The sequence below is a fragment of the Haloarcula pelagica genome, from assembly GCF_030127105.1.
In the GTDB taxonomy this organism is placed as follows: domain Archaea; phylum Halobacteriota; class Halobacteria; order Halobacteriales; family Haloarculaceae; genus Haloarcula; species Haloarcula pelagica.
In genome coordinates this window covers 1,128,081-1,142,141 of the sequence record NZ_CP126161.1, presented here as the reverse complement: position 1 = coordinate 1,142,141, position 14,061 = coordinate 1,128,081, and the positions used below count along the sequence as shown (strand labels likewise).

The 14,061-nt window shown below is 58.0% G+C and carries 12 protein-coding genes; 11 read left to right on the top strand and 1 reads right to left on the bottom strand.

The window, feature by feature from the left end:
* Positions 1–11 precede the first annotated feature (11 nt).
* Complete coding sequence (locus P1L40_RS06080) at positions 12–1,919, bottom strand: amylo-alpha-1,6-glucosidase (protein WP_284011112.1); 1,908 nt, start codon at positions 1,917–1,919, stop codon at positions 12–14.
* Between the two features lie 331 nt (positions 1,920–2,250).
* On the opposite strand from P1L40_RS06080, the gene P1L40_RS06075 reads away from it, so the two are divergent.
* From P1L40_RS06075 to P1L40_RS06030, 11 genes are all read left to right on the top strand, one after another.
* Positions 2,251–3,423 carry an ABC transporter substrate-binding protein gene (locus P1L40_RS06075; protein ID WP_284010433.1) on the top strand — a complete coding sequence of 391 codons (1,173 nt, stop codon included), beginning with the start codon at positions 2,251–2,253 and terminating at the stop codon, positions 3,421–3,423.
* 7 nt (positions 3,424–3,430) lie between these two features.
* Positions 3,431–4,447 carry a carbohydrate ABC transporter permease gene (locus P1L40_RS06070; RefSeq protein ID WP_284010432.1) on the top strand — a complete coding sequence of 339 codons (1,017 nt, stop codon included), beginning with the start codon at positions 3,431–3,433 and terminating at the stop codon, positions 4,445–4,447.
* Positions 4,447–5,313: a carbohydrate ABC transporter permease gene (locus P1L40_RS06065; RefSeq protein WP_284010431.1), complete on the top strand. Its 867-nt coding sequence runs from the start codon at positions 4,447–4,449 to the stop codon at positions 5,311–5,313. The genes P1L40_RS06070 and P1L40_RS06065 overlap by 1 nt, the downstream gene beginning before the upstream one ends.
* Positions 5,314–5,661: a toxin-antitoxin system TumE family protein gene (locus tag P1L40_RS23715; protein ID WP_473092372.1), complete on the top strand. Its 348-nt coding sequence runs from the start codon at positions 5,314–5,316 to the stop codon at positions 5,659–5,661.
* 114 nt (positions 5,662–5,775) lie between these two features.
* Positions 5,776–6,243: an SWIM zinc finger family protein gene (locus P1L40_RS06060; protein ID WP_284011111.1), complete on the top strand. Its 468-nt coding sequence runs from the start codon at positions 5,776–5,778 to the stop codon at positions 6,241–6,243.
* Between the two features lie 357 nt (positions 6,244–6,600).
* Positions 6,601–6,846, top strand: coding sequence for a hypothetical protein (locus P1L40_RS06055; protein WP_284010430.1), 246 nt, complete (start codon positions 6,601–6,603; stop codon positions 6,844–6,846).
* Positions 6,847–6,881: 35 nt separating this feature from the next.
* Positions 6,882–8,504, top strand: coding sequence for a DUF8186 domain-containing protein (locus P1L40_RS06050; protein WP_465260784.1), 1,623 nt, complete (start codon positions 6,882–6,884; stop codon positions 8,502–8,504).
* Positions 8,489–9,343 carry a hypothetical protein gene (locus P1L40_RS06045; RefSeq protein WP_284010428.1) on the top strand — a complete coding sequence of 285 codons (855 nt, stop codon included), beginning with the start codon at positions 8,489–8,491 and terminating at the stop codon, positions 9,341–9,343. The genes P1L40_RS06050 and P1L40_RS06045 overlap by 16 nt, the downstream gene beginning before the upstream one ends.
* A complete protein-coding gene (locus tag P1L40_RS06040) occupies positions 9,343–10,602 on the top strand; it encodes a TrbL/VirB6 family protein (RefSeq protein ID WP_284010427.1) in 1,260 nt (419 codons plus the stop codon). The genes P1L40_RS06045 and P1L40_RS06040 overlap by 1 nt, the downstream gene beginning before the upstream one ends.
* A gap of 4 nt (positions 10,603–10,606) precedes the next feature.
* Positions 10,607–11,617, top strand: coding sequence for a TraC-like domain-containing protein (locus P1L40_RS06035; RefSeq protein WP_284010426.1), 1,011 nt, complete (start codon positions 10,607–10,609; stop codon positions 11,615–11,617).
* On the top strand, positions 11,614–13,647 hold the full coding sequence (locus P1L40_RS06030) for a VirB4 family type IV secretion system protein (protein ID WP_284010425.1): 2,034 nt from the start codon (positions 11,614–11,616) through the stop codon (positions 13,645–13,647). Before P1L40_RS06035 ends, P1L40_RS06030 begins: the two co-directional genes overlap by 4 nt.
* Positions 13,648–14,061 lie beyond the last annotated feature (414 nt).

Below are 14,061 nucleotides of genomic sequence, written 5' to 3'. Positions count from 1 at the left end.
TACTCAGTCGCTCAGTGGCGGATTTCTCGTGGTGGTTCGACGGGGGTACCCTGGATCGCCTGCAGACACGCCAGGGGCGCAGCGGCTGCCCAAGCCTGTGGTTCACAGGCTTCACCGTACGTGACCGGAACGTCGGTTTCGCTCCGTTCGAAGCCGGCAAATAACTCAGGCAGTCTGTCGTTTCCACGAGCCTGAGCGGCCTCCAGTAGCCCCTCGGCGACTTGGCTGGCAGCGTCCTGGCGTCCATAGCGGGCCATCCCGAGGGCAACGATCGAGTTGTCGTGGGGCCAGACACTCCCCAGGTGGTAACTCTGCGGGTTATACGCATCGTGGCTCGCTGACAGTGTCCTGATTCCCCACCCAGTGAACATCTCAGGTGCGAGTAGTCGGTCGACCACCGCGTCCGCTCGGGTCTCCGGAACGATGCCGCTCCAGAGACAGTGGCCTGGGTTCGTGGTGATCGACGGGACTGCGTCACCGCCTTCCTCGACTGCTACCGCGTAGAACTCCTCGTCTGAGAGCCAGAAGGCCTCGTCGAAGCGCTGCTTAGTGCGTTCGGCTTCCTTTTCGAGTGTCGCTGCGAACTGCCGTTCCCCCATCTCACTGGCCAGTTCTGCGCCCCGCCGCTTCGCATCGTACTCGTAGCCTTGGACCTCCGCGACGGCAAGGGAACCGCTGGGGTAGCTCCCGTCAGGGTAAACAATCCCGTCACCGCTGTCTTTCCAGCCCTGATGGCGCAGTTGACCGGACCCCTGACTGTCGAGTCCGTATGCCAGCAGTCCCCCATCAGTGCGTTTTGCATGGTCGTCAAGCCACTCTAGCGCACGCTGCACGTTGGGCCAGAGTTCAGCCAAGAATTCGTCGTCCCCGGTGCGTCGCCACGTTTCGTGGACCAAGACAACGAACAGCGGCGTCGCGTCAACGGTTCCATAGTACGGACGGTGCGGGACGAGTTCGCGGGCGGTCAACTCACCGCAGCGGATCTCGTGGAGTATCTTGCCCGGTTCCGCGTCCCGCTCCGCGTCGTACGTGTCAGCCTGATGTGCACCCAGATAGCGACAGGTTCCTTTCGCGAGCCCTGTGTCGACTCCGAGTGATTGGAAGGCAGCGATGATCGAATCACGACCGAACGCCGTCGCGAACCAGGGCACTCCGGCAGCCAGTATTGGCCCGTGTTCAGTCGGTAGCTGGAGTTCGAGTAGATTCTCGTGGCTCTCTCGGAGCACCGACGTCCAGGAGCCACTGTGTTCGGGAATCGGCTTTGCCTCTGTCCAGTCCTCCGCTCGGTCTCGGACGGTCTTTCGAGCAACCTGTAGCTGTTGCGCCGCCGGTGCCGGACCATCGACTGTCACCGCTACCGGTACAGTTCTGGACTCTCCGGGAGCGAGTGTGAGATCGGCTTCGATAGTTGCGTCAACCCGGTTGGCTCTGGAATTCACGTCGATCGCGATATCCGCTACGTGAGCCAGCGTAATCGAGACAGACCGCGAGAAGGCTGCGTCACTGGGGGCATACCGAAAGGTGAGTCCCGTCTCGTGTCGGTCAACGTCGATCGTTCGGTCGAGATCAGCGACCATTCCACGGACCTCGAAGAGATCGTCGAACCGGGATCCCAGACGCAGGGTGAGCGATGTCTTGACCGGACTCCCGGACAGGTTCGAGATAGTGAGATCCTCGAAGAGACCGTCAGCAACGAACTGCCGACGGCTGACGTGAAGCTTCCGGGAACCGGTCTCGAGCGGCGTTCCGAGGTGTAACAACCGCTCACCTGGGCGGACATCTACCACTTCGAGCGACTCCAGGTCCTCGTCTACCGAGAGCGCGTAGTCGTCCAGATGCCGAACATCTCGATAGTAGAAGCCGTCGTGGTCTCTGGTCGGCCGGCCCTCCGAGTCTGTTACCAGAAAGGTCGAGCCCATGATTACTGTGCTATCGGCCTTCATCGTACTCCGCTTTGCGTAGGTGGGGTAATAAAGGCAGGGTATGTTACTACTGGAGTAGTGAAAATAGGGAAAGTATTATATATCCTTGGTTATTCGTTCTGCACGAACATACATGTCAGACCGTGCCAACGGGAACTCGGTTTCCCGCCGGCGGTTCGTTCAGAGTGCAAGTATCGCGGGACTCACAGCCGCTTTCGCTGGTTGTCTCGGCGGCAGTGATGGTGGAAGTGGGCAGAACACAGCGGATGGGTCCGGTGGCAGTGGTGGTGACTCCACCACCACGACGGGAGACCAGACCGCGACGCCGATGAACGCAGATATCACCCTCTCTGGGTGGGCTGCGAACAACGAAGAGTCCGCGTTAGTCAAGGAACTCGTGGCCAGTTTCGAGGAGACCCACAGCGCGATCTCGGTGGATTACAACCCGATCCAGTCGAAGTACAAACAGAAGATCAAGACACAACTGGGGGCAGGCAACGCGCCCGACGCGTTCTACGTCGACTCGTCGTACTTCCCATCGTTCGCGTCGGCCAATGTGTTGCTCTCCATGGACGAACTCGAAGCGTCCGAGGAGTACAACACTGACGACTTCTTCCAGCCGTTGCTGGAAGCGTTCCGGTTCGACGGGACGCTGTACGGGGTCCCGAAGGACTTCTCGACGCTTGGGCTGTTCCACAACACTGCAATGCTCGAAGAGGCCAGTGTCGAACCGCCAGAGACGTGGTCTGATCTGGAGGACGTACTCTCGGCACTCAAAGACAACGTCTCGAACGAGAATTTCAAGGCACCGATGATCGAGTTTGCGAATGCTCGATCCTGGTGGGCGTTCCTCTTCCAGAACGGCGGACAGGTCCTCTCGGACGACGGCAGCGAGGTCGTGTTTGCGAGTGACGCGGGCGTCGAGGCCCTCGAGTATCTCGTTGGGCTCAGGGAAGACGGTCTGCTGGCGCTCCCGACCGATCTCGGTTCGGGCTGGCACGGCGCTGCGCTCGCGAGCCAAGAAGTCGCAACCGCCGTGTTGGGCCCGTGGGGCCTTCCGTTCCTGGAAGGATACGAGGATAATCCGGATATCAACGACCAAGTCGACGTTGCACATCTTCCGATCCCGAGCGATGGACAGAAAGCGACTATCGCTTACACGGTCTCCTACAGCGCCTCTGCGAAGACCGACAGTCCTGCGGCAGCGCGTGAGCTGATCCGTAGTCTCACCGGCGACGAAGGGATGTCACAGTGGGCACGCAAAGGACTCGCCCTCTCCGCTCGGCAGTCCCACTCCGAACTGGAATACTACCAGAACCACCCGCGCCGGAAGACCTTACTCGATGCCGGCGAGTGGTCGCAACCATTCTCATTTGGGCCGAACAGCGAGTCGATCGTCAATCGTGTGCGTCCACAGCTAGAAGCGGCGATGCTGGGCGAGAAGTCGCCGTCCGACGCGCTCGAAACGGCACAGACCAAGATCAACAGCGAGGTCCTCTGAGATAGCAATGGCCACCGAGAGCCAGCGATCGGTCACGGACGCCATCACACGGGTCCGACACGCCCTGACGAAGCTCAAGCGGTCCGTTGGAATCACTGAGGACCAGAACAATCTGATGGGGGCCGCCTTCGTCGCACCCAACATCATCGTGTTCTCGGCGTTTCTGCTGGGCCCTGTGCTCTACGCCTTCTATATCTCCTTCCAGGAGTGGAGTATTCTGGCTGGCTCGGGCCAATGGGTCGGACTCACGAACTACGTGACGGTACTGCAACCGCTTCCCGTTTCCATCGAGAACGGCGGACTGAGTTGGAACCCGGAGGTGTTCACCGATCCCGCGACGAGCCTGTGGTGGTATTCGTTGAAAAATACCTTCGTCTACGCCATCGGGACCGTGCCGTTGCAGATCTTCGGCGGACTCGCGGTTGCACTGATGCTCGACAAGCGTGTCCGGTTCAAGAAAACCTACCGCGCCGCGTACTTCATGCCCGTGATGCTCTCGGGGGCCGCCTCGGCCGTGATGTGGCGATGGTTCCTCGCAGGTGACGGTGTGATCAACGGACTCCTGCCGACGTTCCTCGAACACAACTGGGCTGGCGACCCCGGGACCGCACTGGGTGGCGTGATGCTAATGGCTATCTGGGGCGGCATTGGCTCGAACATGATCTTCTTCCTCGCGGGGTTGCAGAACATACCCGAGGAACTGTACGAGGCTGCCCGTATCGATGGGGCGAGCCGCTGGCACCGATTCCGCCACGTCACGTGGCCGAACCTCGGGAACACGAACTTCTTCGTCTTCGTGATGGCAATCATCTCGGCCTTCCAAGTGTTCGGCATCGCGCTGGTGTTCTCTGAGGGTGGACCGGTGTACTCGACGACAACGTCTGTCCTGCTCATCTACCAGCGTGCCTTCGAGGAAGGTGCGTTCGGTGAAGGGGCCGCAATGGCGTTCGTCCTCTTCCTGATTATCTTCACCTTCAGCTACTACCAGTACCGTTACCGTGATCAAGCGGAGGTCGATTACTGATGGCCCGCTCAGACTACGAGTATCCGGGGTACGATCGGACGGGCGTCGGTTACTGGTCGAAGACGACACTGCTCTACGCAGCTGTCACAGCTGGGGCTCTCTGGATGACCCTGCCGTTCTGGTGGACACTCACCACGTCGCTCTCCGCGACTCCGACAGCTTCAGCTGTGTCGTTCATCCCTGCGGCACCGACGCTCGAGAACTTCGTCACCTTGTGGGAACGACCCGATATTCCACTCGTCCGGTGGTTCATCAATACAGTCATCTTTGCCGGCGCAGTGACCACGTTCAACCTGATCTTCGACTCGCTGGCAGGCTATTCCCTGGCGAAAATCAACTTCTGGGGGCGCGACAAGCTGTTCCTGGGGTTCATCTCCACGATGATGATTCCAGCGATGGTGACGCTGATCCCCGTGTACCTGATCCTCACCCAGCTCGGGTGGATCAACACGTACCAAGGACTCATTGCCCCGCTCGTAGCCAACCCGCTGGGAATCTTCCTGTTGCGCCAGCACTTCAAGTCGCTTCCCTCCGCACTAGGAGACGCGGCCAAGATTGACGGGTGCAACGAGTTCCAGACCTTCTACAAGATCTATCTCCCGCTTGCGAAACCCGCACTGGCAACACTTGGTATCTTCACGTTCATGGGCGCCTGGAACAACTTCCAGTGGCCCCTGATCATCGCTAACGACACGAATATGTACACGCTTCCTGTGGCGCTATTCGCCGTCAGAAACCAGTACTTCGCTGAGTGGGGACTGATGATGGCTGCGGCGCTGATTATCGTCGCTCCGGTCATCGTGGCCTTCCTCGCCGCACAGAACTACTTCATCCGTGGCATGAGTCTGTCCGGGATGAAAGGCTGATTGTCACGCGAATACGTCACTCTCTTTCTCAACCCACTGAATATTACGGTCGGCGAGGGCTTCGGCTCCAATCCGTCTGGACGGTTCGATATTGTCTGGACGGAGCGGGACTGCTACAATTTCCATTACACCGAACCAGATGGCATCGACTTTCGCTTCGATCGCTATCCGGAGCCGAACTTCCAAGAGAAACACTTCCACGAACCTCCGGATGCGAACACGAGCGTTCCCTCGTGTATCGAAGTCGAAGCGGTCGAAGTTGTCACGCGAGCGGTGTTGAAATGCTGGCGAACAGCACTAGAACGTGACGACCCCGCACTTGCCAACACCCGCTTGAATCCACCATAGCCCATCTCTCTGCTAATCCTTTGGGAGGGAGCGACACTCCCTGCTCGCCTCGTCGTGATTTTATCTCGCGCCCTGACGGGTGCGGGCGCTCGTCTGTAGGTGCCCGAAGAACCAATGCATCCTCTAGAACAACTCGAATTCAGCAAGCGAGTCGCAAAGCGAGCGCAGTACGAAGCACTTGATCTCTCCATCTGTGGAACCGATATTCTGGTTCGCAACGAGAGTCACGCTACCCCCGAGGACCACCAGTACGCTGTCTCCATCGACGATGGTATTCCAGTTTCGTGTACGTGCCCGGCAGATACCCGATTTGACGGGGCGTGCAAACATCGAGTGGCTGTCGCGATTCGACGACCGCTGCTCGATACCCTCCAGCGGGTGAAACGGGGCGAGCCACCGATTGCGGCCGATGGTGGTTGCTCGCGGTTACAGGCCGATAGAGACAACATCGCAGACACCACTGACGTACTGATTGGCTCGTCTCCTGATCGTCTTGACCGGACTAGTGAGGAGTGTACAGAGTGCCGTACTGACTTCCCGTGCTGGGAGTGTTACCGGACCGGGAGAGCCGACTTCGAGTAGCGATCTTAGTGTAGTTGGTAAGTACATAGTACGCAATCTTTACAAATACACAGTTTTCTGGTAACGTTAGCAAAACATACGCAAAACTTATTACCCGACTCCCAACTGATTTTGATAGACGCAGAGGGTCACCCGTGCTTCGGGTACGGGGTTAGCGAAATATCGATTCTTGCGTCGCTGACAGATATGTCTGCAAACACCTCGTCGGCCACTAGGCCGACAGACGGACGACGTAGTCGCATCGCTCGGATCGCGCCGGTAATTGGTCGCTTCGGACTTTCCGTTGGGCTGCTCTCGCTTCTCGCGGTCGAACCAGCCCTGGCTCAATCTATCGGTCAGAGCTTTTGTACCACGGATATGGCAACGACGATACAGAACCTGTTTACCGTCATCCAATTCGGTGGGCCACTCATTGGCGGGACACTCGCTCTCGGGGCCGCAGTTGTCACGCCGGCTGTCCGACGGGCTGATCTGAAAAAAGAGCTCAAAGAAATCCGAAACCAGGGTATTATCTGGGGGATTATCGTCGCACCCCTCGCGACCGCTATCGTTCAGTTCCTCCTGAATACGGTCGTCTCTGGAGGAAGCAGTTGCGCGTTCTAAGGACGACTGGACGCGTTGGACTCCTCGCAATTGCAGTGGTTGCAGTCGTGATCGGCACAACCGGCCAGAGTGTTGCCCACCCTCCGAAAGAGCCCGATCATGGGCTCAACGAAAGTACATTCCGGCCGCTCTGGGCCGGGGACGAAGACAGGACAACGCTACGCAATATCAACGAGAGCCAGCCACAAGAATTGCTCACAGATGGTACGGATCTCCCATTAGATCGTCCTCCACGGGCGGTCGAGACGTGGAACACTGGCGAGCACGGCGAGATCCCACAGACTGGCACAGATGCCGCGAGTCACCCACAAGGCGCGACACTTTCCGACGGGACGTATCTACGGGATCTCGGTATCTCGATGCTTGCAGTCCAACCTTCCACCAGGGTCCACCTCTCAGAACGTGAGCAACCACTGTATATCGCGCCAAATGGAGTGGTTCACGGCGTCTTAGATTATCGTATTTCTGTCCCGGAGACGAACTCGTCTGCTCCGCAGGCGAGCCAGTGGGCAGTTCAGTCACACGAGGTCGAGTCAACTCGATTGCTCCTCGACGGTGAGGTCCTCGACGAAACGGCGGGGACGAACACACCGACACTCAGCTACAGCAACCTCACAGCCAACAGTGACCAGTATCGCAATCTCACGCTCGAAGCGACGGTTTCTGTGGCACTCGAAGAGACAGACGAAGCCAGAAATGAGAGCGCTACCAGTACCCGACACGAAGAAACACTCACCGTCCGGCAAACTACACGCGTTCGCGTCTACGAACTGACCGTCTCTGGATTCGAAACGGAGTATCCTGATGGCGATTTGGGCCTGGTTACGTACAAGAGCTATCCGTGGTACGGACTTTCGCTTCCGGATGGTGATGTTCGTGGCGTCTGGCGATTCTACAGCGCTCGCACTCCATCGTGGGATTCCCTCACCACGTATCGTGCTGGTGGGTCGAACATGACTCATTCGCCCGTCCATCCGCTTCAGGTCCACGCCTACCCCATCGAAACCGGACCGACACCGTGGCCACGAGTCACGACATCGCTGCTCGAAGTCTACGGTGAGGCGTACGATGCGCCTGCGCTCCCGGAAGCCGTCGCCTTAGACGCAATCGAAGGGGGCTACACAGGTAGTTTCGGTATCGCTACGCGAGTCGAGACGACGAATCACGATCTGCACCAGATTCGTGCAATAGGGCTCGTCCGTGGAACGAGTCTTCCACTCAACCCTGAGCAGTTCGAAGCTATCCCACTCACTGAAAGTAACCTCACACTCGCAGTCGTCGGCCGGACCGATGAGACAATTACTGTCCACGCTCACCTCAGCGACGCTGCGACGGGCGCTCCGATCGAGACTGCCGCCAGAGAGGGACATCTCCTCATCGCAGGCGAGCGAGTCAACACGAACGAGAGTGGCGTCGCCTCGGTGACCGTCTCTCGCTCTCAGGATGCCGTTTCAGCACGGTACGTGCCCGGGGACTGGTGGCGAAACATTCCGGGCTACACCGGTGACACTGCGGTCGTTCACACCGGTGGCACGGTGCTCCAGTACGTGGACGCGCTCTTTTGGGGCTTCGTCCCAATTGGCGTCCTCCTATTCGGTGGCTACCTCATCAGCCGCGTGACGAGCTGGAACTTCTGGCCACCATGGAGAGGACTCTGATGTCGCCACGATATTCCCGGCGTGCGTTCCTTGCTGGGGTTACTGGGAGTTCACTCGCTCTGGCTGGGTGTGCATCTCGTGATGTCGGCGAGCCCACGAGCCCGTCCTTCGAGTCGGTTGTTTCGGATGTTACCGTTGGCTCACGAGATCTCGTTGTCGAGCTATCCAGTGATGACGTAACTGAGGCGGTTCTCATTGGACCTGATGGGACTGCCTTCGATAGTCAACCCGTAGAAGCGGGCGTTAGAACGGTTCGGTTCCAGATTATTGAGTTCGAACCAGGATTCAATACCTCGTCTCACTACACCCCGGGACTGTATGAACTCGTTGTCGTTATTGATGGAACCGAACTGAAAAAGGAACTGTCGATCATTCCAGATATTCGGCTTACTGGTGTTCGGCAATACAGAGAATATGATTCGCCAGCTGACTTGGCACGGATCGTTTTTACAGTCGATAACAATGGAACAGGACCGACGTGGATCTACGATGCTACCTTCGAAGATGCACCAAATTATACTGCTAACGATGACCCGATAGATAACGCTTCTATTCCCTATGTAGACTTGCTGAGCTCGAAAGATAAATTCATTGTAGGCCCGGGTGAAAATCAGAGCTACCTCAACAACTCAAAGCCGCTAGCGTTCCCAGAGGTGGGGCATAGCTGTGAGCGACAACCGCGGCCGTTCAGAATGCAGATCGGCATCGCAGACGGTTCTACCATAGAAACCGTTCTAACCCCGACATGCGGGGGAGAAAAAATATCACTGGATCTCGTTGATCGGGTTGTCTACTCCCGAACCGAGATTGAGTGGGAGCAGTCTGAGAGGAATTCATAATGTCATCGCTCGGTGACATCATTGTCGATTCTATAGACGAGATCATCCGTGTTCTCGTTAATCCTATCTCCAGGTTTGTCAGTCGGTACTCCGAGGATCTTCTCGATCTTATCGTCCAGACTCCCAACCCAGATTCAGTGTTCACCCGTCCCACGAACGGCGGGTGGCCTGCTCTCTACGATTTCTACTGGGAAACGATGGTACCGCTGTCACTGTTACTGTGGGGGCTCATGATCGGGCTCATCATCTTTCTCGAATCCACGAGTTACCTCTTCAGCCACTACCACCGAACGAAGCTCAAGAAACGGGCCTTCTCTGGCTTGCTGGGCATTCTCTCGTGGTGGTGGATCGCGAGCTTGTCGCTCCGGTTCATCGACGGCCTCAGTGGGTTTCTGCTCCCGTCGCTATCGAATATCTCGCTGTTCGATACGCTCTCGATCAGTGCTATCGGGACGCTCGGTCTAGCACTCTCGCTTACAGTCGACTTGACTCTCTTCTTGATTCTGGCGCTGGTCTATCTGACCCGCCAAGTCGTTCTCTATCTCTTCGTGCTGCTGATGCCGTTGCTCATCGTATTCTGGGTTCCGGGCGTTGGACCGTTCTCGCTTGCCTCGCAGTTCATGAAACGGCTTGCTGGGTTCTACGTCCCGTTCTTGTTCATGACCGTACCCGTCGCATTGCTCCTCCGAGTGGGGCAGTTACTGGGTTCGTCGGCGACACTCTCGATGGACGGCGTCGGCCAGTGGCTTCTGGCCATTCTCACGCCACTCGTCGCGGTTATTTCGCCGTTTGTCCTGTTCTGGCAAGCAGGGGCGCTGTTCTTCATGGCCGATAGTGCAGCCAGGCACACTTCTCGTGACCACGGCAAAGCACGTATTGCAAAGGCCCGCACTGCCGGTGCAACGACGCAGACGGGCACGCAAAATTTCAGCCGTGGCTTGCAGGGAAAGCCTGCTGTCCGGCCGGATGGCCAGGTCGTCCTCGGCTCTGGGAACTCCCGTGCACACGCTGTGGGGACACGGCTCAATGCTACTGCGACATCGCTACAGTCCCGAATCTCTACAAAGACGACTCACTCTGAGAACGTCCAGCAGACGACGGAAACACGCACATCCGACTCTCGGAACAACCAGTTCGAGACACTCAGAGATCGAGGCACTTCGTCTGAGAGCGGGCCACGTCACGACGAGCGTACTGACAGTACCGACGGCCCATCTTCTGCCGATCCCGACGACGACCGACCGCGATACATCAATTAGACAGATGAGTAACCAACCTGCAAAACGAATCCCGAAATCGCTGGGCACAGACGCGAAACTGATCGGCTCGTACACCCTGACAGACGCGGCGGTCGCGCTCTTTCCGGGTGTCGTCGTTGTCCTCCTCACGCAGACGATACTCCCTGCCTCACTCAGTGTCAGTGGGTATCGCGTGCAGGCACTGACGCTGCCCCTTGCTGCTCTTGCGATCGGCGTGGGTGTCCTCTTTGTCTATCTGACGCCATCATACACGACTAGCCTCGATTGGGTCATGCTGATGGCCCGATTCAAGTCCATGAACGCGCACGAGGGTCACGAGGCTGCGAAAGCGCAGACACATATCGAGACGATCTATCCGGACAGGGGCGTCCTTGAACGAACGGATGGGGCCTTTATCGCGCTCGTACAGGTGCTCCCCCCACCGATGGGGCTGGCGACTGACGACGAATGGAAACAGAAGGCAACGGCGTTTCAGGAGTTCTTAAATACGACTGTCACGTTCCCATTGCAGATCTTCTCGACGACACAGGCCTTTCCCGTCGAGACGTATCTGGACCACTACCGAGACCGTCGAAGCGATCCGGACGCCAAAGCCAATCCACAGCTACAGGCGCTCATCGACAATTACATCGACTGGTACGAGCGCGATCTCGCCGCCCGACAGATGACCATTCGGGATCACTACATCGTCGTCTCCGTGGCGCCCCAAGAGGTCCGTTTCGAACGCGAAAGCGTCCTGAACAAACTCGTCGGCGTTCCGGTACTCGAGACGTTCGTGCAGACGTGGAACGCGCCGCCGATCGAAGACCAGCGCGCGGCGATGTTCGAGACACTCGAAGAACGTGTTCGTCGCGTCGAAGCCGGTATCCGAGAGATCGATGACTGTCAGGCCAGTCGCGTCGATGCCGGCGAGGCGACGACACTCATCGGTGAGTTCTGGGCCGGGCACGAACTCGAATACGGAGATATGTCTCAGGCGCTTCGCACAGGTCCTCTCGTCGGAGGGGCCCGATGACTCTCGATTTCCTCCCGTTTCTCGGGACCGACTCCTCCGAAGAGCCGGAAGACGTAGTCGATTCGTCGGAAGCGGACTCTGGAACTGGCATGGCTGTCGAATACGACCCGAGCGATAGCCCACTCATGGAACAGTCGGCGAGCCAACAATCCCTTCTCGGGCCCGACTCCATCGAACGCGGGTCGACGGCGATCGGAACTGGCGACAGGTGGGCACGCACGCTCTGGATAGCCGAGTTCCCGGATGCGCCGATCGATGGCATCTTCGAGACGCTGTACTCGACAGCCGAAACCCGTGAGACGGATATCTCGATGCACATCGATCCGCGCGATACCGAGTCCACGCTCGACTCACTGGAAAATCGTATCGAGGATCTGGAGGCCGATGTCGAATACCTCGCCGAGAAACGTCGTGCCGGTGCCCGTGGCATCCAGAAAGATCTCACCGACCACCAGGAGCTCTACGACGTTCTCAGGAACACCTCGATGAAAGCCTTCGATGTCTCGATGTACCTCACGGTTCGCGGTGAGACCAAAGAGACACTGGATATCGACAGTGTTGCGAATACGGCTCGTCGAGGCCCGGCGAATCTGACACCAGTCACGCCACGGTTTGCGCAACTGGATGCACTCACGGCGAACAGTCCGGTCGGTGTCGACACGCTCAACAGCCAACTGGACACAAAGACGCCGATGTTGAGCGCCGCAGTCGGGGCCATGTTCCCCTTCGTTGCCGGCGCACTCGCCGAACCCGGTATCGAGTACGGAACCTACGCGCTCAACGAGAGCCCGCTCATCCTTGACCGATTCACCCGGGAGACGGGCTACTGTGCGATGGTCATCGGGAAGCTCGGCGCCGGGAAGTCGTTCTCGACGAAACTCCAGTTGGTTCGGCGAGCGATGTACGACGAGGATTCGATGATCGTAATGCTCGACCCGCTGGAGGGCTTTTCAGGTGTGAACGACGCGCTTGGTGGTGAGCGTGTCACCGTCGGTGGTTCACGTGGTTTCAACCCGCTTGAGCTGCAGCCGACGCCTGGTGACATTCTCGATTCCGTCCCGGACCTGGATCCGTGGTCTGAGCAAATCTCGTGGGTGCTCACCTTTTTCGAGACGTTCTTCGAAAACGTCGCGAGCAGTCCACTCGAAGACCGGAAACAGACGCTTCGACGGGCTGTCCAGGAGGCATACGAGCGTCAGGGCATCACGAAAGACCCAGCGACGCACGCCAACCCCTCGCCGACGATTCGAGCCGTGATTGCGGTCCTTGAGGACATGCTGGACGAGCCTGGTGCGTTCGGGTACATCACTGCTGGTGAGCAAGAGCGGGTCAAGAGCGACGTTCAATCGCTGCTCATCGACCTTCGGCCGTCGTTCCGCGAGGGTGGAGATTTAGCGAATCTCGCCGAGCCAACGCAGTTCGACTTCACGAACGACGTGATCTACCTCGACCTCCACCAGGAGGAAGGCACCCGCGGGCAGACTGAGACGAGTCTCATGATGCAGGTGCTGTTCAACGCGGTGTACGAGCGCGCAAAACAGACTGAGAAGCGTGTCGTGTTCGTCATCGACGAAGCGCATTACCTCATGGGCGACTCGACTTCGCTTGGCTTCCTGGAGACGGCCGTTCGCCACAGTCGACACTACGATCTGTCCTTACAGTTCATCTCGCAGACTGGGGGTGAGTTCTCTCTGACACCCGAAGCACGGACGATTGCGAATCTCTGCTCGATGAAACTCATTCATCGGGTGGACGAAGCAGCCGAGGAGCTGGCCGAGTGGTTCGGGCTGAGCGAGCGAGAAGTGAACTGGGTTCGTTCGGCGAAGGCCGGAAACGACGATGACGGGTACTCTGAGGCGTTACTCGGGGTTGATGAAGAGGGCTGGTTCCCACTGCGGGTCCGGGCAAGTGAATATGAGGTATCTGTTCTAGATGGTGATGGACCTGAGGAGTCTGTGAACACGGCGAACCAGGGTGCAGTGACTCGGATTGAGACCTCTTCCGTGGAGACAGACGGCGGTCATCAGTAGTTGCTACAGAAGCCATTGAAAATCAATGCACACCCGACCGCACGACAACTGTGCGGTCGGTGTGTAAATTGTTTCAATTGTTACCATAGTAGTGTCTCTGAAACGGAAGCACCTGGCTTTGGTCAACCGTCTTCGAAGAGATTACGCCGGGCTTGACCGCGAGTTGATAACTGACGGGTTATCCCGCGCTACTCTCCAGCGACTAGTTCGGTTGGAGGTACGAGACCATCGAAATCCGGCGGATCTTGACGCTCCTCATCGCCTGCTTTCAGTTCGGAGCGCGGTTCCTTCATACACGAGAGATGGTTTTGTAACGGAATAAATACTTGTCTCACTCGCCTCGGGATGAAACTGAGTCACGGTTTTGCGGACCAACCAATACAACGAACGGGACGCTCACGGTGACCGCCCCGC

Bases quoted from the DNA above. Each gene is read 5' to 3' on its own strand.
- P1L40_RS06065 (WP_284010431.1), top strand. From the start codon at position 4,447: ATGGCCCGCTCAGACTACGAGTATCCGGGGTACGATCGGACGGGCGTC.
- P1L40_RS06070 (WP_284010432.1), top strand. From the start codon at position 3,431: ATGGCCACCGAGAGCCAGCGATCGGTCACGGACGCCATCACACGGGTC.
- P1L40_RS06075 (WP_284010433.1), top strand. From the start codon at position 2,251: ATGAACGCAGATATCACCCTCTCTGGGTGGGCTGCGAACAACGAAGAG.
- P1L40_RS06035 (WP_284010426.1), top strand. From the start codon at position 10,607: ATGAGTAACCAACCTGCAAAACGAATCCCGAAATCGCTGGGCACAGAC.
- P1L40_RS06060 (WP_284011111.1), top strand. From the start codon at position 5,776: ATGCATCCTCTAGAACAACTCGAATTCAGCAAGCGAGTCGCAAAGCGA.
- P1L40_RS06045 (WP_284010428.1), top strand. From the start codon at position 8,489: ATGGAGAGGACTCTGATGTCGCCACGATATTCCCGGCGTGCGTTCCTT.
- P1L40_RS06055 (WP_284010430.1), top strand. From the start codon at position 6,601: ATGGCAACGACGATACAGAACCTGTTTACCGTCATCCAATTCGGTGGG.
- P1L40_RS06040 (WP_284010427.1), top strand. From the start codon at position 9,343: ATGTCATCGCTCGGTGACATCATTGTCGATTCTATAGACGAGATCATC.
- P1L40_RS06080 (WP_284011112.1), bottom strand. From the start codon at position 1,919: ATGGGCTCGACCTTTCTGGTAACAGACTCGGAGGGCCGGCCGACCAGA.
- P1L40_RS06030 (WP_284010425.1), top strand. From the start codon at position 11,614: ATGACTCTCGATTTCCTCCCGTTTCTCGGGACCGACTCCTCCGAAGAG.